Source organism: Amycolatopsis rhizosphaerae (assembly GCF_007713715.1).
Taxonomy (GTDB): Bacteria; Actinomycetota; Actinomycetes; order Mycobacteriales; family Pseudonocardiaceae; genus Amycolatopsis_E; species Amycolatopsis_E rhizosphaerae.
This window is the reverse complement of the sequence record NZ_VJWX01000022.1, coordinates 12,731-31,168: the sequence shown is the minus strand read 5'-3', so window position 1 is coordinate 31,168 and position 18,438 is coordinate 12,731. Positions and strand designations below refer to the sequence as shown.

The 18,438-nt window shown below is 70.2% G+C and carries 20 protein-coding genes and 1 tRNA gene; 9 read left to right on the top strand and 12 right to left on the bottom strand.

Going from position 1 to position 18,438, the window contains the following annotated elements; all coding sequences use genetic code 11:
* Both FNH05_RS04395 and FNH05_RS04390 read left to right on the top strand, forming a co-directional pair.
* A partial coding sequence (locus FNH05_RS04395; protein WP_144585961.1) for a serine hydrolase occupies nt 1-451 on the top strand: 451 nt, incomplete at its 5' end.
* Between the two features lie 60 nt (nt 452-511).
* Nucleotides 512-967, top strand: coding sequence for a VOC family protein (locus tag FNH05_RS04390; protein ID WP_144585960.1), 456 nt, complete (start codon nt 512-514; stop codon nt 965-967).
* A 65-nt stretch (nt 968-1,032) separates the two neighbouring features.
* Here the strand turns inward: FNH05_RS04390 and FNH05_RS04385 are convergent, their stop codons facing one another.
* Nucleotides 1,033-1,893 carry an oxidoreductase gene (locus FNH05_RS04385; RefSeq protein WP_144585959.1) on the bottom strand — a complete coding sequence of 287 codons (861 nt, stop codon included), beginning with the start codon at nt 1,891-1,893 and terminating at the stop codon, nt 1,033-1,035.
* A gap of 85 nt (nt 1,894-1,978) precedes the next feature.
* Between FNH05_RS04385 and FNH05_RS04380 the strand changes: the two genes are divergently transcribed.
* On the top strand, nt 1,979-2,899 hold the full coding sequence (locus FNH05_RS04380; RefSeq protein WP_246127525.1) for a LysR family transcriptional regulator: 921 nt from the start codon (nt 1,979-1,981) through the stop codon (nt 2,897-2,899).
* A 29-nt stretch (nt 2,900-2,928) separates the two neighbouring features.
* Here the strand turns inward: FNH05_RS04380 and FNH05_RS04375 are convergent, their stop codons facing one another.
* The 6 genes from FNH05_RS04375 to sp36 form a co-directional block, all read right to left on the bottom strand.
* On the bottom strand, nt 2,929-3,696 hold the full coding sequence (locus tag FNH05_RS04375) for an MBL fold metallo-hydrolase (RefSeq protein ID WP_144585957.1): 768 nt from the start codon (nt 3,694-3,696) through the stop codon (nt 2,929-2,931).
* Nucleotides 3,693-4,463 (bottom strand): NUDIX hydrolase, encoded by a 771-nt coding sequence (locus FNH05_RS04370; protein ID WP_144585967.1) that lies wholly within the window; start codon nt 4,461-4,463, stop codon nt 3,693-3,695. The genes FNH05_RS04375 and FNH05_RS04370 overlap by 4 nt, the downstream gene beginning before the upstream one ends.
* Before the next feature lie 138 nt (nt 4,464-4,601).
* Nucleotides 4,602-5,795 carry a hypothetical protein gene (locus tag FNH05_RS04365; protein ID WP_246127522.1) on the bottom strand — a complete coding sequence of 398 codons (1,194 nt, stop codon included), beginning with the start codon at nt 5,793-5,795 and terminating at the stop codon, nt 4,602-4,604.
* 37 nt (nt 5,796-5,832) lie between these two features.
* Entirely contained in the window at nt 5,833-6,453 is a 621-nt protein-coding gene (locus tag FNH05_RS04360; protein ID WP_144585965.1) for a hypothetical protein, read from the bottom strand.
* Complete coding sequence (locus tag FNH05_RS04355) at nt 6,453-6,908, bottom strand: RidA family protein (RefSeq protein ID WP_144585956.1); 456 nt, start codon at nt 6,906-6,908, stop codon at nt 6,453-6,455. The genes FNH05_RS04360 and FNH05_RS04355 overlap by 1 nt, the downstream gene beginning before the upstream one ends.
* Nucleotides 6,905-7,066: a Sp36 family protein gene (sp36, locus tag FNH05_RS04350; RefSeq protein WP_017985509.1), complete on the bottom strand. Its 162-nt coding sequence runs from the start codon at nt 7,064-7,066 to the stop codon at nt 6,905-6,907. Before sp36 ends, FNH05_RS04355 begins: the two co-directional genes overlap by 4 nt.
* 153 nt (nt 7,067-7,219) lie before the next feature.
* Between sp36 and bagA the strand changes: the two genes are divergently transcribed.
* Together bagA and bagB are read left to right on the top strand one after the other, a co-directional pair.
* Entirely contained in the window at nt 7,220-8,224 is a 1,005-nt protein-coding gene (bagA, locus tag FNH05_RS04345; protein ID WP_144585955.1) for an ATPase BagA, read from the top strand.
* A complete protein-coding gene (gene bagB / locus FNH05_RS04340; protein ID WP_144585954.1) occupies nt 8,224-9,360 on the top strand; it encodes an ATPase BagB in 1,137 nt (378 codons plus the stop codon). The genes bagA and bagB overlap by 1 nt, the downstream gene beginning before the upstream one ends.
* On the opposite strand, the gene FNH05_RS04335 is transcribed toward bagB, so the two are convergent.
* Nucleotides 9,348-9,632 (bottom strand): WhiB family transcriptional regulator, encoded by a 285-nt coding sequence (locus FNH05_RS04335; RefSeq protein ID WP_144585953.1) that lies wholly within the window; start codon nt 9,630-9,632, stop codon nt 9,348-9,350. The genes bagB and FNH05_RS04335 overlap by 13 nt on opposite strands.
* A gap of 218 nt (nt 9,633-9,850) precedes the next feature.
* Here FNH05_RS04335 and FNH05_RS04330 point away from each other — a divergent pair, with 218 nt between their 5' ends.
* The 3 genes from FNH05_RS04330 (at nt 9,851) to FNH05_RS04320 (ending at nt 13,162) form a co-directional block, all read left to right on the top strand.
* Entirely contained in the window at nt 9,851-11,998 is a 2,148-nt protein-coding gene (locus FNH05_RS04330; RefSeq protein ID WP_144585952.1) for a transglycosylase domain-containing protein, read from the top strand.
* A 110-nt stretch (nt 11,999-12,108) separates the two neighbouring features.
* A complete protein-coding gene (locus FNH05_RS04325) occupies nt 12,109-13,059 on the top strand; it encodes a metallophosphoesterase (protein ID WP_144585951.1) in 951 nt (316 codons plus the stop codon).
* 29 nt (nt 13,060-13,088) lie between these two features.
* A tRNA-Pro gene (locus tag FNH05_RS04320) sits at nt 13,089-13,162 on the top strand.
* Between the two features lie 213 nt (nt 13,163-13,375).
* Here the strand turns inward: FNH05_RS04320 and FNH05_RS04315 are convergent.
* Nucleotides 13,376-14,122 carry a methyltransferase domain-containing protein gene (locus FNH05_RS04315; RefSeq protein WP_144585950.1) on the bottom strand — a complete coding sequence of 249 codons (747 nt, stop codon included), beginning with the start codon at nt 14,120-14,122 and terminating at the stop codon, nt 13,376-13,378.
* A 38-nt stretch (nt 14,123-14,160) separates the two neighbouring features.
* Here FNH05_RS04315 and FNH05_RS04310 point away from each other — a divergent pair, with 38 nt between their 5' ends.
* Nucleotides 14,161-15,993: a S9 family peptidase gene (locus FNH05_RS04310; protein WP_186382370.1), complete on the top strand. Its 1,833-nt coding sequence runs from the start codon at nt 14,161-14,163 to the stop codon at nt 15,991-15,993.
* Between the two features lie 42 nt (nt 15,994-16,035).
* On the opposite strand, the gene gad is transcribed toward FNH05_RS04310, so the two are convergent.
* The 3 genes from gad to FNH05_RS04295 all read right to left on the bottom strand — a co-directional run bounded on the left by gad (nt 16,036) and on the right by FNH05_RS04295 (nt 18,426).
* Nucleotides 16,036-17,427, bottom strand: a complete 1,392-nt coding sequence (gene gad, locus FNH05_RS04305) for a glutamate decarboxylase (RefSeq protein WP_144585948.1) — start codon at nt 17,425-17,427, stop codon at nt 16,036-16,038.
* A gap of 69 nt (nt 17,428-17,496) precedes the next feature.
* Complete coding sequence (locus FNH05_RS04300; RefSeq protein ID WP_144585947.1) at nt 17,497-17,973, bottom strand: Dps family protein; 477 nt, start codon at nt 17,971-17,973, stop codon at nt 17,497-17,499.
* 27 nt (nt 17,974-18,000) lie between these two features.
* A complete protein-coding gene (locus FNH05_RS04295; protein WP_144585946.1) occupies nt 18,001-18,426 on the bottom strand; it encodes an organic hydroperoxide resistance protein in 426 nt (141 codons plus the stop codon).
* Nucleotides 18,427-18,438: the final 12 nt, after the last annotated feature.

Genomic DNA, 18,438 nt, shown 5'->3' with positions numbered 1-18,438 from the left:
CGGCTACCTCGCGGTCCCCCAGCCCGACGGGACGAGCAAGCTGGTCGACGTCACCGAGCAGAACCCGGGTGCCGGGGGCATGATCTCGGACGCCACCGACCTCGACCGCTTCCTGACCGCCCTGTTCCGGGGGCAGCTCCTGGCGCCGGCACAGATGAAGGAACTGCTCACCGTCCCCCACGTGCCCTATCTGGGCGGCTCCGACAAGGATCCGGGTCACGGCTGGGCCTACTACGGCGCGGGCCTGATGCGCGTGACGATTCCCGGCGGCAACGACCGCCCGGACCTGACCCTGTGGGGCAAGACCGGCAGCACCTACGGCTACACCGACGGGATGTTCACCACCCCCGACCTTCGCCGCCGCCTGGTGTACTGCTTCAACCCCGTCACGGGCGGAGGCAATGACATGGCCCTGGTCAACAGGATCATCACTGCCGCCTTCGCATCCTGACGGGCCGGGGGGCGCCTGGAAAGTGGATCTTCTGTCAGACCTGCCTGGGATGCTCTGGGCATGGAGATGGCAGTGCAGCTGACGATCGACTGCTTCGATCCGCAGAGAATGGTGACTTTCTGGGCCGAGGCCCTGGGCTACGTGCCTGAGCCTCCGCCGGGCGGGCACGCCACCTGGCGTGCCTACTGGGCGGCCATGGGGGTGCCCGAGGCAGAGTTGCCGGCCGGTGCCGGGGACATTCCGGAGTCGATCATCGATCCTGCGGGACGTGGACCGAGGGTGTGGTTCCAGCAGGTTCCGGAGCCGAAGGTCGCCAAGAACCGGTGGCACTTCGACCTGAAGGTCGGTGGGGGCCGTGACATGCCACGGGACGTCCGCGCACAGCGGGTCAAGGCTACGGTGGAACGGCTGGTCAAAGCTGGTGCCACCGTGCTGCGAATCAAGGATGAGCCGGACATGGGGCTCTACGCCGCCGCCATGCAGGACCCCGAGGGCAACGAATTCGACGTCGTCTGAGGGCCGTTGCGACGGTGCTGGTCAGAGCCACTCGTTCACGGCTGCGACCAGCACCTCCCGAGGCACTACACCTGGCGCTCCGCGCCGCCCGAGGCGACGATCGCGGTCGAGGTGCTCACCTCGGCCCATTCGTCCAGGTCGGCCCGCATGGCGTCCTGGTGGGCCCGGATCGCGTCGACCGCGTCCACCCCCAGTGCCAGCCGCAGGGGCGGACGCTCCTCGGCCAGGACACGAAGGACGGCGGCCGCGGCCTTCGCCGGATCGCCGGGCTGCGTGCCGTCCATGCCGTCCACCGCGGCCCGGGTGTCCGCGGTCGAGACCCGGTAGGCCGGGATCTCCCGGGAGCGGTGCATCCGCGCCCCGCCGAACTCGGTGCGGAACGCACCGGGTTCGACGATCAGCACCCGGACGCCGAACGGGGCCACCTCCGCCGCCAGCGCCTCCGACAGCCCTTCGAGGGCGAACTTCGCGGCGCAGTAGGCCCCGAAGCCGGGCATGCTCAACTGCCCGCCCATCGAGCTCATCTGCACGATCGTGCCGCTGCCCTGCTCACGCAGATGCGGCAGGACCGCCTTCGTCACCGCGACCGCACCGAAGAACATCACCTCCATCAGTGCCCGCAGCTCCTCCATGGTCAGTTCCTCGACCGCGCCCACCGAGCCGTGACCGGCGTTGTTGACCACCACGTCGATGCGGCCGAACTCGGCGAGCGTCGTCGCGACGGCCGCCTCGACGGAGGACGGGTCGGTCACGTCGAGCGCGCAGGTGCGCAGCCGGTCACCCCACTCCGCGACGAGATCGGACAGCCGCTCCGGGCGGCGGGCGGTGGCCATCACCAGGTCGCCGGCGTTCAGCGCGGCGAGGGTCAGTTCACGGCCGAACCCGGCCGAACAGCCGGTGATCAGCCAGACGCGTTGCTTTGCCATGACCTCAGCTTCACGCCCGATCGAGTTCGGCGTCCAACACCGGTTACCTTCGGCCGCTACAGTCAGTACCTGTGAGGGAGCGGACGTGGTGACCGGGTCGTCGAAGACACCCGAGCTCCGGCAACTGCGCTATTTCGTCGCGGTGGCCGAAGAGCTGAGCTTCACGAACGCGGCCGCACGCGTCGGCATCGCGCAGCAGTCGCTGTCGCAGCAGATCAACGTCCTCGAGCGCACCCTCGGCCTCCGGCTCTTCGACCGGGACACCCGCGGCACCCGCCTCACCGAGGTGGGCAGGCTCTTCCTGCCCGAGGCCCGTGCCGTACTGGAACGCACCGAAGAGGCGGTGGGCGCGGTCCGGCGCGCCGCCCGGGGCGAGGTCGGCGAACTCCGCCTGGCCTTCCTGGCCTCGACCGCGAACCACCTGCTGCCGCCGATCGTCCGCGCCTTCCGCGAGCGCTACCCGGACGTCCGACTCACCGCCGAGGACGTCACCATCGCGCAACTGGTCGCGGGCATCGAAGGCGGCTGGTACGACGCCGGGTTCACCCGTCCTCCGCTGGTCGAGGGCCTGGCCTCGCGGACCCTGTTCACCGAGCGGGTCTGCGCCGTGCTGCCCTCCGGGCATCCGCTGGCCGACCGGGAGCAGATGCACCTGGCGGACCTCGCCGACGAACCGTGGGTACTCACCGAACGCGCCTCGTGGCCGCCCTGGCACCGGCATTACGACGAGGAGTTCCGCCGGGCCGGGTTCGAACCCAAGGTGGTGCAGCGGGCGTCGAGCGTGCAGAACCTGCTGGGCCTGGTCGCGGCCGGGATCGGCGTGACGCGGTTGACGGAGTCCTCGCACAGCCTGCGCCGGAGCGGAGTGGAGTTCGTCCCGCTCATCGGCGAAACCGCGCTGACGGAGCTGGTCTGGCTGCCCTCGGCCGAAAAACCCGCGCTGCGGCGACTGATCGAGGTCGTCACCGACCTCGTCACCCACACCGACCTGACGAAGGCGGGCTAGGGGCTGGTATCGAAGCTGGCTCGAAGTGCCTAGCCTCCGATGTGGCGGAGGTAGTCCAGCTGCGCCCGCACGCTGTGCTCGGCAGGCGCCCACAACGCCCGGTCGACATCGGCGTACACGTGCTCGACGATCTGCCGCGGGGTCGCTTCCCCGCCCAGTACGGCGAGCGCCCCCCGCACCTGGTCCAGCCGCTGTTCCCGGTGGTCGAGGTACTCCTGCGCGACGACGCGCAGGTCCCCGATTTCGGGACCGTGCCCGGGCAGGGCGGTCAGCCCCGCGGGCAGGGTTCGCAGGCGCCGCAAGGAATCCAGGTACGCCCCGAGATCGGTGAGGACGGTGGTGCCGCGCCCGAGGATGGTGTCGCCGGTGAGCACGTGGTCGCCGACGCGCAGGCAGACCGAATCCGCGGTGTGGCCCGGGGTGTGCAGCACCTCGATCTCCAGCCCGGCCGCCACGATCGTTTCACCGTCCACAAAGGACTCGGCGTCGAGGCAGAGCCTTTCGTCGAGCGCGCGTACCGGCGCGCCGACCCGCTCGGCCAGCCACGATGCGCCTTCGGAGTGATCGGCATGGTGATGGGTGAGCAGCACGAGCGCGACCTTGCCGAGCCCGGCCAGCTTCGGCAGGTGGTCGAGATCCTCGTAGCCGGGGTCGACCACCACGCACTCTTCGGAGCCGGGCGCGCGCAGCACCCAGCTGTTCGTGCCGTCCAGGGTCATCGTCGACGGGTTGTTCTCCAGCAGCACCGACGCCGTGGCCGACACCGGGCGCAGTTCCCCGTAAGCCGGATGCGTCATTCCGCCTCCATGATCACGCGGATCTTGTCGCCCTCGCGGATGAGCCGCGGAATGATCGTTTCGACCGTGCGCTCGGCCGCCAACGCCTCCTCGGCGGTACCGAACTCGGCGAGTTCGCTCAGCGTGTGCCAGGTGGGCGGCATGAGCGTGCTGCGCCCGGCTTCCGCGTCGGCGAGCGCGTCCTTCGGCCGCTGCCAGCCGGAAGACTCCGCCTCGGTGGTCTTGCCGTCGGCGTCCTGCCCCGGCGGAAGGACCGCGGCGAAGAAACGGGTGTCGTAGCGGCGTTTCTCCTGCACCGGTGTCACCCAGTGCGCCCAGGGGCGCAGCAGGTCGGCACGCAGGGTCAGACCGGCCCCGGCCAGGAACGCCGCGAGGGACAGCTCACGGGTGACCAGCGCCTCGCGGGCCCCGGTGAAGGGCGAGGTGTCCCCGACGAGGCCTTCCTCGGTACCGGCCAGCAGCACACCGGACTCCTCGAACGTCTCCCGCACCGCTGCGCACACCAGTGCCCTGGCCACCGATTCGGTGCCACCGAACCATCCCGCCCAGGCACTGGGCGACGGACCCGCCCAGCTGACCGAGGCGTCGGCGTCCCGATGGTCGACCCCGCCACCGGGGAACACCGTCATACCCGCGGCGAAGGCCATCGCGGCCACGCGGCGCTGCAGGAAGACCTCAAGGCCCTGTTCGGTGTCGCGCAGGAGGATGACGGTGGCGGCGTCGCGGGGAACGGCCGGGTTCTGCGGAGGCTGGTCGGAGAACTCCATGCCGCCGGGCAGGTGGAAACTCAGTTGAGGCACGCTGACGAACTTAGCCGCCAAAAGCCGGTGAGGGGACCCCTCGCGGCCGTATTCGCCGGAGGGACTCCCCTCACACCAAGGCTTTCCCAACGGAGCCGGACGGAATCAGGCTCCGCCGAAACCGTCCACCCAGCCCGCGGACTTGTCCTCGCCGCGGGCCGAACCGTTCGAACGCACCTTCGCGGCTTCCGTCCGCTCCCGCTCGGCGAGTTCCGCGTGCAGCTCACGCAGCAACTGGCGGTCACGTTCGGACAGCTGCGGGTCGTCGAGGTCCAGCTCGGGGATCTCGACGACCTCGTCGGAGCCCATCGCGCCGGAGGCGATCGCCTTGCCCCTGACCGGATCTTCGGCCAGTGCGGCACGCAACTGGGCAACCTCGGCGGAGCTGAGGTCCATCGTGTTCTCGGCACGCGCCTCGGGCGGCTCCGGCCGGGGGCCGAACTTGTGCCCGGGCCCCTTCGAAGGTGCGGGCGGCGCGGCCGGCGCGGGGGGCGCTTCCGGCGCCTCCTCGGCCTTGGGTACGGGTACTTCCGCGACCGGTTCGGGCTCCTCGTCCGCGACGGGCGCCGCGTCGACGGCCACGTGACGGCCGGGCTTCCCCTTCACGGACTTGGGCCCTGCCGAGGCGGGCGAAGGCCGCCGGGGTGCGGAGGAGGCAGGCGAGCCGGACAGCCACACCGCAACGGCCGAAGCCAGTGCCTGCTGGTGGTAGCGCCCGGGTTCGGCACCGGGGCCGGTCACCTCGACGACCGACCGGATCCCGGCACGGCGCAGCGCCGCGTCCACGCGGTAGGCCGCCGCGGGCGGGTTGCCTTCGGGACCGATCTCGACCAGCACCACCCGCTGGGGCAGCGGGCCGGGCACACTGCCCGCCGGGGTGTTGCGCCACACCGCGTGCACCGCGCGCAAGTCCGGCAGCACCTGGAGCGTGCGGTCGAGCGCCTCCGCGATCCCGCGTTCCGGCTGGTTGTCGCCGGTGAAGTGGTGCAGGACCCCGTTGTCGGCCTCGGCGTCGTGCACCGTGAGGTGGTCGGCGAGCGTCGCGTCGGACCGGCTCAGCTCGAGCACCAGGCCCAGCTCGTGCTGCTCGGACTCCCGCACCGGAAGCCGCCCGGCGATCAGTGCTCCGGTGGTCAGCTCGGCGGCCTCGTCCAGACGAGCCCTGGCGGTCAGCTCCCGTGCTTCGGACAGTGCGCTGTCGTCCAGCCTTCCGGCCAGCGCGAGCAGCAGGTTGTGCAGCCGCAGCGGAACCGCGAACCCGTCGGTTCCCAGCACTGCGGCGTCACTGTGGACCTCCACGTTTCTCCCTCCAGCGGCCCGCTCGGGGGGCGAGCCGTTACGCAGCGGCGAGCCGGTGCCCGGTGTCGACCGCCCCGGTGCAGATCAGTTCGGAGCTCGCCAGCGCGGCCCGGTGGTACGCGGGCAGATCGAACCGAGAGGGCATCACTTCGACACTGGGCTCTTCGTCGCCCAGCACGCGCAGCACCCGCTGCAGTTCACCGGTCAGCCTCGGCAGGCCGGCCAGTGCGGTGATCAGCAGCACCCGCTTCGGCTCCGAACCGTCACCGTGTCGCCAGCTCTGCCGCACCTCGCCCACGTCCGGCCGGCTTCGCAACGTTGCGTGCACCAACGCGGACACTGAGTCTACGAAGTTCACCCGATCGGGCGCACTCCCCGAGAATGTGTACCGGTTCTCGGGGACCTCGTCCACCCCCAGCGTGGAACTCACCTGGTGCCAGTCCGCACCATGCGGTACCAGCCCGGCGACCAGCAGGCGATATTCGGGTTGGTCCAGGTCAATATTGTGCTTTAGCAAAGTCCTTGGCAGCGTTCGCGCGAGCGTGGTCATCGCGCCCTCGCCGAGCCAGTCCCGGTAGCGCCACAGCAGCTGATCCGGCAGGCGGCCCGCCAGACGCAGCAACAGTTCGTGACAAGCGGCCTCGATGTCCGGATCCATCACTCGACCTCCACGATCAGTTCGATCTCGACCGGCGCCCCCAGCGGCAGCTCGGCCACCCCGACGGCCGACCGCGCGTGCGCGCCGGCCTCACCGAAGATCTCCGCCAGCAGCTCGGACGCCCCGTTGATCACGGCGGGCTGTCCGGTGAACCCTTCCGCGGAGGCCACGAAACCCACCAGCTTCACCACGCGGGTGATCGCGTCGAGCCCGGCCAGCGCGTCCACCGCGGCGAGCGCGTTGAGCACGCAGGTACGGGCGTGCCGTTTGGCCTCCTCCGGGCTCACCTCGGCGCCGACCTTGCCGGTCACGGCCAGCTCACCGCCGACGAACGGCAGCTGCCCGGAGGTGTAGACGTGCGCGCCACTGCGCACCGCGGGCACGTAGGCCGCGACGGGCGCCGCGACCGCGGGCAACTCGATACCGAGTCCGGCCAGCCGCTGCGACCAGCTCATGCCTTGGCCCGCTTGAGGTAGGCGACGTGCTGCTCACCACTCGGGTTCGGCAGCACCGTCACCAGCTCCCAGCCGTCCTCACCCCATTGGTCCAGGATCTGCTTGGTCGCGTGGATCAACAGCGGAACCGTCGCGTACTCCCACTTTGTGGCGCTCATGCGCCTAATGTAGCGGCGACGCGGAGCGTGACCGTAACCGCTGGATCAACCGGGTACCGACCCGAGTTGGCCTGTTCACTTTCCGTAGGGCTGTCACCGATCGCACTCGGCCGCTGCCCCACCCCACTGGGCCGGGTGATTTACGCTGCCTGAGTGAGCACACCCCTGCCCGGCTGGACGGACGAGCTCGCCCGTGCCCGGCTGCATTTCGTGACCGGCAAGGGCGGCACCGGGAAGACGACCCTCGCCGCGGCGCTCGGCCTCGCGCTGGCCAAGGGCGGAAGACGGGTACTGCTGATCGAGGTCGAGGGCCGCCAGGGCTTCGCCCAGCTCTTCGACACCGAACCGCTGCCCTACGCCGAACAGCGGGTGGCCTCCGCACCCGGTGGCGGTGAACTGCGCGCGCTGCACATCGACGTCGAGGCGGCGCTGCTCGAGTACTTCGAGATGTTCTACAACCTGGGCTTCGCCGGGCGGACACTGCGCCGGATGGGCGCGATCGAGTTCGCCACCACCCTCGCGCCGGGCCTGCGCGACGTGCTGCTCACCGGCAAGATCAAGGAGTGCGTCGGACGGACGGAGTCCGACGGCAGGCACACCTACGACGCGGTGGTGGTGGACGCGCCACCCACCGGCCGCGTGGTCAAGTTCCTCGACGTCACCAAGGCCCTCACCGACCTCGCTCGCACGGGCCCGATCCGCGGCCAGGCCGAGGGTGTGGTGCGACTGCTGCATTCGGGCGAAACCGCCGTGCACCTGGTCACCCTGCTCGAAGAGATGCCGGTGCGCGAGACGCTCGACGCGGTCGCCGAACTCGACGGCGCCGACCTGCGGCCCGGCGCGGTGCTGGTCAACCGGGTCCGGCCGCCCCGCCTGCCCGCACGCTCGCTGACCGCCGCGGCCGACGGCCGCGTGGACGCCTCGCGCGTGCGCTCGGGGCTCGCCTCGGCCGGGCTCGACCTGCCCGAACCCACCCTGGACGCGCTGGTCGCGGAGACCGTGGAGCACGCCATCCGGATCGCCGCCGAACAACGCGCCCGCGACCAGCTCGCCGAGGCCGACCTGCCCACGCTGGAGCTGCCCGACCTCACCGACGGGGTGGACGTCGCCGCCCTGTACGACCTGGCCGAAACGCTCATCGAGCAGGGGGTGCGGTGATGACGGTGACGACGACGGCACTGGACATCGACCGGCTGATCGACGATCCGGACACCCGGATCATCGTCTGCTGCGGTTCCGGCGGGGTCGGCAAGACGACCACCGCCGCCGCGCTGGCGCTGCGCGCCGCCGAACGCGGCAGGCAGACCGTGGTGCTCACCATCGACCCCGCCCGCCGCCTCGCCCAGGCGCTCGGCCTGCGTGAACTGGGCAACCAGCCCCGGCAGGTCCAGATCGAAGGGTTCGAACCCAAGGGCGAGCTGTGGGCGATGATGCTCGACATGCGCCGCACCTTCGACGACATGGTGCGCGCCCACGCCGGGCCCGAACGGGCCGAGCAGCTGCTCGCCAACCCCTTCTACCAGACGATCTCCACGTCGTTCTCCGGCACGCAGGAGTACATGGCGATGGAGAAGCTGGGCCAGCTCGCCGCGACCGGCGAATGGGACCTGATCATCGTGGACACCCCGCCCAGCCGGTCCGCGCTGGACTTCCTCGACGCCCCGACCCGCCTGTCCGCCGCGCTCGACGGCCGGATGATCCGGCTGCTCACCGCCCCGGCCAAGGCGGGCGGCTGGGGCCTGCGCAAGGTGGTCACGGCCGGGTTCTCGATGTTCGCGAAGGCCGTCTCGACCATCATCGGCGGCCAGCTGCTCGCCGACGCCTCGGCGTTCATGCAGGCCTTCGACAGCATGTTCGGCGGCTTCCGGGAGCGCGCCAGGAAGACCGCCGAACTGCTGCGCTCGCGTGGCACCTCGTTCCTGGTGGTGGCCGCGCCGGAACCGGACGCCCTGCGGGAGGCCAGCTACTTCGTCGAACGGCTGTCCGACGAAAACATGCCGTTGGCCGGACTGGTCGCCAACCGCACCCACCCGGTGCTCGCCGACCTGTCGGCGACCGCCGCCATGTCCGCGGCCGAAAAGGTGGAGAGCAGCGCACCGCTGGCCACCGCGGTGCTGCGCCTCCACGCAGACCGGGTGGCGCTGGCGGCGCGGGAGAACCGCCTGCTGGCGCGGTTCACCAAGGCCCACCCGGAGGTCCCGATCGTGCGGGTGCCCGCCCTGCCGAGCGACGTGCACGACGTGGGCGGACTCCGGGACATCGGCGACCGGCTGGCGGGCGATCAGGACACCTGAACGTAATCCCGCTTCGCCGATTCGAGCAGGTCCGACCACGAACCGACATCCGGACGGCGGCGCAGCAGCGCCCGCCGTTCGCGCTCGGTCATCCCTCCCCAGATACCGAAGCTGATCCGGTTGTCCAGTGCCTCGGCCAGGCACTCGGTCCGCACCGGACAGCCCATGCACACCAGCTTGGCCTTGTTCTGCTCCGCGCCCCGGACGAACAACTCGTCCGGATCGGTATCGCGGCACAACGCGTCGGCCCGCCAGCTCTGATTCGTGTCCATTGCCCCCAGCTCCCTCACTCTGTTCACGCCGGAAACGCGCGGCACCTCCCCGGTACCGTTCTTCGTGAGACGTTGACGGACTGTAGGGCCCCACGGTTCCCCTCGCCAAGATCCCCCCGAAAATTTGTTACCAGAACAGGTCGCATCGGAGCCGTTGTTCTGGTATCCGTCCCCCTGAGGTCGGCGGCGGAGGGGCACCCACCACTACCCTGAGTCTCGTGCGAAAGACGGATGGTCTGTTCAAGCTGCTCGGTCTGTGCGTGCTCGCGGGGATCCTCGTCGCCGGGATGCTGTTCCCGGTCGTCGGCGGGATCGGGGTCGCGTCCAACAAGGCCTCCGAAACCGTGGACAGCATGTCCGCCGAACTCGCCACGGTGCCGCCGCCGCTGGTCACGAAGGTGACCGACTCGGCGGGCAACCTGATCGCCACCCTGTACGACCAGTACCGCATCCCCACCGCCCCCTCGCAGATCAACGACGCGATGAAGTGGGCACTGATCTCGGTCGAAGACAGGCGCTTCCTGGAACACCACGGGGTGGACTGGAAGGGCACGATCCGCGCCGCGCTGAGCAACAGCACCGGCGCCGACACGCAGGGCGCCTCGACCCTGACGCAGCAGTACGTGAAGAACTACCTGATCAACGTCGTCTACCGCGGCGACGCGATCGGCCAGCAGAAGGCGCAGGAGCAGTCGGTCGCGCGCAAGCTCAAGGAGGCGCGCATCGCGATCCAGCTCGAGACGAAGATGACCAAGGACCAGATCCTGGCCAGCTACCTCAACGTCGTCGAGTTCTCGCGCAAGATCTACGGGATCGGCGCGGCCGCGCAGGCGTACTTCAACACCACCCCGGAAAAACTCACCGTGCCCCAGGCCGCGCTGCTGGCGGGCATGGTGAACAACCCGCCCGTCTTCGACCCGTGGGGTCACCCGGAAAACGCCACCCAACGCCGCAACCTGGTGCTCGACCGCATGGTGGACAACCGCAAGCTGGCACCCGCGGACGCCGAGCGCTTCAAGGCCGAGCCGCTGGGGGTGGTGCCCGACGGTCCCGCCAAATCGGCGGCGAACTGCACCGGCGCCGGCCCCGAGAACGGTTTCTTCTGCCAGTACGTCGAGGACTACCTGCTCACCAACGGAATGTCGAAGACGGACCTCTACACCGGCGGCTACACCATTCGCACCACGATGGACCAGAACGCCCAGCACCAGGCGAAGGTGTCCGCCGAGGCGCAGGTGAAGAAGACTCAGAAGAACGTCGCCAACACGCTTTCGCTGGTGCGGCCGGGCAAGGACCGGCACGAGGTGGTCGCGCTGGCCGCCAACAAGGACTACGGTCCCGACGCGAGCAAGGGCCAGACCACCTACGCGCTGCCCTCGGATGTGTCCAATGTGACCGGTGCCGGTTCGGACTACAAGATCTTCACCGCGGCCGCCGCGCTGGAGCAGCACAAGACCGGTATCTTCGCGCAGATCCAGACGCCGCAGAGCTACGCGTCGAAGGTGTTCACCAGCGACCAGCGGAACTGCCCCCAGGTCGGGTTGGGCACCTACGCCTACTGCCTGAGCAACTACGGTGAGGGCATCTACGGCGCCTCGATGACGTTGCAGCAGGCGCTGGCCACCTCACCCAACACCGGTTTCGTCATCCTCGAAGAGCAGGCCGGCATGACCGCCGTACTGGACATGGCGCGGCGGCTCGGCATGCGCAACACCATGGCGTCGAACTCGGCCAACGGCGGTCCGGTCGACCCGGCCAACAAGGACCTGCGGTACAGCCTGCCCCAGCAGAAGTACTACGGCCCCGGCGGCGGATCGAAGAACGGCTTCGGGTCGTTCACCCTCGGCGTCAGCCCGACCAGCGGTCTCGAACTCGCCAACGTCGCGGCGACGCTGATGAGCGGCGGGGTGTGGTGCCCGCCCACCCCGATCGCTTCGATCACCGACCGGGACGGCAAACCGAAGGCGTTCCAGGAAGCCAAGTGCGAACAGGTGGTGCCCGAGGGGCTGGCCAACAGCCTCGTCGTCGGCATGAGCAAGGACGACACCGAGGGCACCTCCCACGCGGCGGCGCAGGCCGCGGGCTGGACCCGGCCGATGATCGGCAAGACGGGGACCACCCAGGAAAGCGGCTCCGCCGCCTTCGTCGCCGCCGTCCCGCAAATGGCGGGCGCGGCGATGGTGTTCCGGCCCGACAACCCGGTCGGCGGCCTCTGCGACGGCGCGGGCAACGTGACGCCCTGCGCCGACGGCAACATGTTCGGTGGCAAGGCTCCGGCGCGAACCTGGTTCGGCGCGATGAACGCGATCCTCGCCGGCCAGCCCGTCCTGCCGCTCCCGCCCTCCGACCCGGCCTACGAGCACTGAAGACTGTTTCGGAGTGGATTGCAAGGCACACCTCACTGATCGGGCGACGGGCCGTCGGCTGAGCTCGAGGTTCACGTATTCTGGGTATTGTGGGCACGGACGGTAACAGAATGAACGCGTTTCGCATTGTCACGGGCACCGCCGCGGTGGGCGCGGCGGCCCTCGGTTACGCCGTCGGTATCGAGCGGCGGCACTGGACGCTGCGCACCGCCGAACTCCCCGTGCTGGCCCCCGGCGCTCAGCCGATCCGGGTGCTGCACATCTCCGACCTGCACATGCTGCCCGGCCAGAAGTCCAAACAGCGCTGGGTCGCAGCCCTCGGCGAACTCGAACCCGACCTGGTCGTCAACACCGGCGACAACCTCGCCCACCCCCATGCCGTGCCCTACGTGCTGCGCGCCATCGGCTCCCTGCTCGACCGGCCCGGCGTGTTCATCTTCGGCAGCAACGACTACTACGCGCCCAAACCGAAGAACCCCGCCCGCTACCTGATGCCCAGGGGCAAGAAGAAGCGCATCCACGGCAACCAGCTGCCCTGGCGCGACCTGCGCGCCGCCTTCGTCGAACACGGCTGGCTCGACCTCACCCACGTCCGGCGCACCCTCACCGCCGCCGGACAGACCGTCTTCGCGGCCGGCGTCGACGACCCCCACCTCCACCGGGACCGCTACAGCGACATCGCGGGCCCAGCCGACCGCAACGCCACCCTCCGCCTCGGCATCACCCATTCGCCAGAGCCCCGCGTGCTCGACACCTTCGCCGAGGACGGCTACGACCTCGTCCTCGCCGGACACACCCACGGCGGGCAACTCCGCATCCCCGGCATCGGCGCGCTCGTCACCAACTGTGAGCTCGATCGCTCCCGCGCCCGCGGCACCTCCCGCTGGGGCGCCCACATGTGGCTGCACGTCTCCGCCGGGCTCGGCACCTCGCCCTACGCCCCCGCGCGCTTCGCCTGCCCACCCGAAGCAAGCCTGCTCACGCTGGTCCCGAGGGGTCACCACCAGGCCCCGGCCACCGAAAAGCAAACCCGCCGAAAGGCGCCCAGCGACGTCCGCTAAACTTCTCCTCGGCCCGGTAAGCAGGACCTCGGGGTGTGGCGCAGCTTGGTAGCGTGCCTCGTTCGGGTCGAGGAGGTCGTGGGTTCAAATCCCGCCACCCCGACGGAAGAGACTGGAAGAGCCCTGCTCGCGGAATGCGCGAGCGGGGCTCTTCCGTTTTTGCTCTGGGGGTCGGACCCCCAGGCCCCCGCCAGGGGGCTTGCCCCCTGGACCCCCGGTCGGTGCCGGTGGCGTGGTGAGGTGAGCGTGAGGTGGGGCGGAGCGAAGACGTAGCGGAGCGCAGCCAAGGCGTAGCGAAGCGCAGCCGTCGTGGGGGTTACTTGGTGGCGGTCAGTTCTTGCCAGCACTGGGTGAAGTCGCCGTCGCCGGCGTGGGACCAGGCCCAGGCGGAGCGAGCGGCGCTGGCCAGTTGGTCACGGTCGGTGTCCGAGTCGCGCAGCGCCGCGTCGAGGCGAGCCTCCACGTAGCGGGCCAGGTCGCGGTAGGGCAGATCGGGTCGGAACCGGGCATGCGTACGGATGTCACGAAAACCCGCCTGCTCCACCAGTGCGGCGATGGTCTTGCCCGCGAACGGGTCCCCACCCGAGCGGCGGCGCAGCAGGAAGTGACCGCGCAGCGCCGCCGACACGTTCGCCGTCTTCGGCCGCAGCCTGGCCCGGCTCCAGTCCGAAGTGGACAGGGCGAGGGTGGCGCCCGGTCTGAGCACCCTTCTCAGCTCCCGCAACGCTTCGACCGGCCTCGACAGATGCTCGAACAGGGCGTGTGCGAACACCAGGTCGACACTTTCCGTAGCCACCGGAAGCGCGTAGACCGAGCCCGCGGCGAAGTCCACAGTAGACTCCGAGGGGAACTGCCGGTACCTCACATCCACTCCGAGCACCAGGTGCTCCCCGACGACCGGGACGAAACCGCTGGTGATCGTGCCGGGGCCGCAGCCGACGTCGAGCATCCGCATGCCGGGTTCGAGCAACCTCAGCACGAATGCCGCCCGGTCACTCGCCGTGCGCGACGCCATCATCGAAAGCGCGTCGTCGGCGTATCCAGGCGCGTATCCCTCCAGCACACGCCCACGGTACGGGCAACACCTGGCAGGATCGAGGGGTGACTACCCAGCACCCGCCCGCCGTGATCCCCGATCGCCTCTTCGACGACGCCCACGCCGAAGCCCGCTGGCGCGCACGGTTCCATGCCCCCCGCATGTCGGTGCCGGACTGGGCACTCGACGCGCCCGACGCCAACATCTACGTGTCCAACGCCAGCGGCGTCTGGGAGGTCTACGCCTGGGACCGGGCCACCGGCGAGCACCGGCAGGTCACCGACCGCCCCAACGGCACCCTCCACGCCACCACCTCGCGCGACGGCGCCTGGATCTGGTGGTTCAACGACACCGATGGCGACGAGTTCGGCTCCTGGGTCCGCCAGCCGTTCGCCGGGGGCGGTGCGGCCGCGCCCGGCGTGCCCGGGGTGCACGACGGCTACCCGGCCGGGCTGGAGATCGGGCACCGGCTGGTGGCCGTCGGCGTCTCCACCGACGACGGCAGCGAGTTGTTCGCGCACGCCGACGGCGAGACCAAGCGCTTCTACGCCAGCAAGGACGACGCCGGGATCGCGGCCCTGTCCAGGGACGAGCGGCTGCTGGCCATCTCGCATTCCGAGCACGGTGACTCGCGACACCCCGCCGTGCGCATCCTCGCCACCGGGGGCTTCGGCACCGTCGCCGACAAGTGGGACGGCGAGGGCAAGGGGCTGACCCCGCTCGAGTTCTCCCCGATCGCCGGGGACCCCCGGCTGCTGCTGCTCCACGAGCGTCGCGGCCGCGAGGAACTGCTGGTCTGGGACGTGGAGAACGACACCGAGACCGAGCTGCGCCTCGACCTGCCTGGCGAGGTCAGCGCCGGCTGGTACCCGAAGGCGGACGCGCTGCTGGTCGTGCACTTCCACGAGGGCCGCAGCTCCCTGTACCGCTACGACCTCGCCACCGCCGATTTGTCCTCTTTGGACACCCCGAAGGGCAGGATCGGCGGCGCCGGGGCCCGCCCGGACGGGGCGGTCGAGTATTCGTGGTCGAGCGCGGCCGAGCCGCCGTTGATCAGGGCCCGCGCCACCGACGGCACCGACACCGTGCTGCTGACCCCGCCCGGCGAGCGGGCACCCCGATCGGTCCCGGTGACCGACGCCTTCGTCGAGGGCACTGGCGGCCGCGTGCACGCACTGGTGGCACGCCCGGAGGACGCCGGGGACGGTCCGCTGCCCACGGTGTTCACCCTGCACGGGGGGCCGCACTCGGCCGACGAGGACTACTTCTCCGCCTACCGGGCGGTGTGGCTGGACGCCGGGTTCGCGGTCGTCGAGGTGAACTACCGCGGGTCCACCGGTTACGGCTCCGCGTGGCGGGACGCCATCGAGGGCCGCCCGGGGCTCACCGAACTGGAAGACGTGGCGGCGGTGCACGGCTGGGCCGTGGAGAGCGGGCTCGCCGACCCGGCCCGCTGCGTGGTGGCCGGCGCGTCCTGGGGCGGATATCTCACCCTGCTGGCCATCGGCACCCAGCCGGACCGGTGGGCGGCCGGAGTCGCCGGCGTCCCGGTGGCCGACTACGTGGCCGCCTACGAGGACGAGATGGAGCAGCTGCGCTCCTTCGACCGCGCCCTGTTCGGCGGCTCGCCCGAGACCGTGCCCGCCGTGTACAAGGAGTGCTCGCCGATCACCTACGTGGACGCGGTGAAGGTCCCGGTGCTGGTGCTCGCCGGGGACAACGACCCGCGCTGCCCGATCCGGCAGATCGAGAACTACCTCGACCGGCTGGCCGCCCGTGATGTGCCCTACGAGTTCTACCGCTACGACGCGGGACACGGCTCGCTGGTGATCGCCGAAACGATCAGGCAGACCGCCGCCGAGGTGTACTTCGCCCAGCGCGCGCTCCACCTCCGCTGACCGGTGCGGGGGGCGCCTCCCCGGCGCCCCCCGCCTACCGGTTCAGTGGTGGAAGGCGGTGCTGACCGCGGGATCGACGATCGGGCGCGGCTGGCGTTCGAGTTCGGGGAGCAGCCGGGTGAGGTCTTCGATCAGCAGGTCGGCGAGGTCGTGGGTGAACCCGTTGCGGCACACGACGCGCAGTACCGCGAGTTCGGTCCGGTTCGGCGGGAAGGTGTACGCGGGCACGAGCCAGCCCCGTTCCCGCAGCCGCCGCGACACGTCGAACACGTCGAAGGCCGTCACGTCCGGCGCGGTGGTGAACGCGAACACCGGCAACTGGTCGCCGCGGGTGAGCAGGCGGAACTGGCCGAGCGCCTCGATCCGCCCCGCCAGGTGCATCGCCACGTCCCGGCTGGCCTGCTGCACGGCACGGAATCCCTCGCGCCCCAGGCGGACGAACGTGTAGTACTGCGCGGCGACCTCCGCCCCCGGCCGGGAGAAGTTCAGCGCGAAGGTCGGCATGTCGCCGCCGAGGTAGTTGACGTTGAACACCAGCTCGGACGGCAGTGCGTCGCGGTCGCGCCAGACCACCCAGCCGACCCCGGGATAGACCAGCCCGTACTTGTGTCCGGAGGTGTTGATCGAGGCCACCCGGGGCAGCCGGAAGTCCCACTCCAGCTCCGGGTCGAGGAACGGGGCGATCATGGCCCCGGAGGCGCCGTCCACGTGCACCGGGATGTCCCAGCCCGTCCGTTCCTGCAGCGCGTCGAGGGCGGCGGCGATTTCGGCGACCGGCTCGTAACTACCGTCGAAGGTGGACCCGAGGATGGCGACCACGCCGATGGTGTTCTCGTCGCAGTGCTCGACGGCGACGTCCGCGGTGAGGTGGAAGCGGTCGCCCTCCATCGGCACCAGCCGCGGCTCGACCTCCCAGTACTCGCAGAACTTCTCCCAGCACACCTGCACGTTCGCGCCCATGACCAGGTTCGGCCTGCCGCTGCGGCCGAGTTTGCTCCACCGGCGCTTCAACGCCATCCCGGCCAGCATGCACGCCTCGGACGAACCCGTCGTGGAGCAGCCGATGATGGCGTCGGGATCGGGAGCGTGCCACAGATCGGCCAGGATGTTGACGCAGCGCCGTTCCAGCTCGGCGGTCTGCGGATACTCGTCCTTGTCGATCATGTTCTTGTCGACGCATTCGGCCATCAGCTCCCGCGCCTGCGGCTCCATCCAGGTGGTGACGAAGGTGGCGAGATTGAGCCTCGCGTTGCCGTCGAGCATCAGTTCGTCGCGCACCAACTGCAGTGCGGTGTCCGCGGGCAACGGGTCTTCGGCGAGCTTGTGGTGCGGCGGGGTCAGGGTGGCCGCGAAGGCCGGATCCGCACCGCCGTTGAGCGGATTGCTCCCGCCCCGCCGGTGCGGCCGCTTCGTCTTTCCCGAATGCAGAACCATGATCCGACCCTAGACCGGGGGACGCCCCGCCCGCCGGTTCATCGGCGTGGCGGGGCGTTTCCGAGCGGGTCAGGCCTGCTGGGCCTGCCACATCCAGTGGGCCTTCTCCAGCTCCTGCGTGAGTTCGAGCAGCAGATCCTGGGTGACCAGGTCGGTTTTGTCGGTTTCGTCGATCCGTTCTCGCAACAGGCGGATCTCCTCGGCCAGGATTTCCACGATGGCCGCGATGGTGGCCTCGGCGCTCTGCCAGCCCTCCGGGTAGGCGGGCAGGCTGGAGTTCTCCACCACCGTCGTCGTCTTGCCCGTCGGCGAAATGCCTATCGCACTGGCCCGTTCGGCGACCTCGTCGACGTATTTGCGCGCGGCGGCGACGAGCTCGTCGAGCTGCAGGTGGACACTGCGGAAGTTGGGCCCCACCACGTTCCAGTGGGCCTGCTTGGCGATCAGGGAGAGGTCGATCAGATCGACCAAAGTGGACTGGAGCACGCCACCCGTGACGGCCTTGTCACTGTCGGCGAGCGGACTCTTGATGGGTGATTTCGCCATGGTTCCTCTCCTCCCGCGAAAATGGTCTCAATAGGTCGTGGCGACCACCTCGACCTGGATGTTGCCCCGGGTCGCCCGGGAGTAGGGACACGACTGGTGCGCCCGTGCGGCGAGCCCGCCCGCCAGCCCCTCCTCCAGGCCGGGCAGGTGGGCCACGAGCTTCACGGTCAACTCGAAGACGTCCCCGTTCCGCCCGATGCCGACCTCGGCGGTCACGCTCGAATCGGCCAGGTCGACGTTCATCCGGTGCGCGGCCTGCCGTAGCGCGCCGTGGAAGCACGCCGCATAGCCCGCGGCGAACAACTGCTCGGGGTTGGTGAGCGCACCACCGGGGCCGCCCAGCTCCCTGGGGATCGCGAGCCGCTCGTCGATCAGTCCGTCCGACGAGGTGACCTCACCGTTGCGGCCATCGCCCCGGGCCGTCGCGACGGCCGTGTACATCGCGTCGACCATGCCCGTTCCTAC

Coding starts and splice junctions, on each gene's coding strand:
- FNH05_RS04390 (WP_144585960.1), top strand. CDS start 512: ATGGAGATGGCAGTGCAGCTGACGATCGACTGCTTCGATCCGCAGAGA.
- FNH05_RS04370 (WP_144585967.1), bottom strand. CDS start 4,463: ATGGAGTTCTCCGACCAGCCTCCGCAGAACCCGGCCGTTCCCCGCGAC.
- FNH05_RS04355 (WP_144585956.1), bottom strand. CDS start 6,908: ATGAGCTGGTCGCAGCGGCTGGCCGGACTCGGTATCGAGTTGCCCGCG.
- FNH05_RS04295 (WP_144585946.1), bottom strand. CDS start 18,426: ATGGTCGACGCGATGTACACGGCCGTCGCGACGGCCCGGGGCGATGGC.
- FNH05_RS04375 (WP_144585957.1), bottom strand. CDS start 3,696: ATGACGCATCCGGCTTACGGGGAACTGCGCCCGGTGTCGGCCACGGCG.
- bagB (WP_144585954.1), top strand. CDS start 8,224: ATGACGGTGACGACGACGGCACTGGACATCGACCGGCTGATCGACGAT.
- FNH05_RS04300 (WP_144585947.1), bottom strand. CDS start 17,973: ATGGCGAAATCACCCATCAAGAGTCCGCTCGCCGACAGTGACAAGGCC.
- FNH05_RS04335 (WP_144585953.1), bottom strand. CDS start 9,632: ATGGACACGAATCAGAGCTGGCGGGCCGACGCGTTGTGCCGCGATACC.
- FNH05_RS04385 (WP_144585959.1), bottom strand. CDS start 1,893: ATGGCAAAGCAACGCGTCTGGCTGATCACCGGCTGTTCGGCCGGGTTC.
- FNH05_RS04360 (WP_144585965.1), bottom strand. CDS start 6,453: ATGGATCCGGACATCGAGGCCGCTTGTCACGAACTGTTGCTGCGTCTG.
- gad (WP_144585948.1), bottom strand. CDS start 17,427: ATGGTTCTGCATTCGGGAAAGACGAAGCGGCCGCACCGGCGGGGCGGG.
- FNH05_RS04325 (WP_144585951.1), top strand. CDS start 12,109: ATGAACGCGTTTCGCATTGTCACGGGCACCGCCGCGGTGGGCGCGGCG.
- sp36 (WP_017985509.1), bottom strand. CDS start 7,066: ATGAGCGCCACAAAGTGGGAGTACGCGACGGTTCCGCTGTTGATCCAC.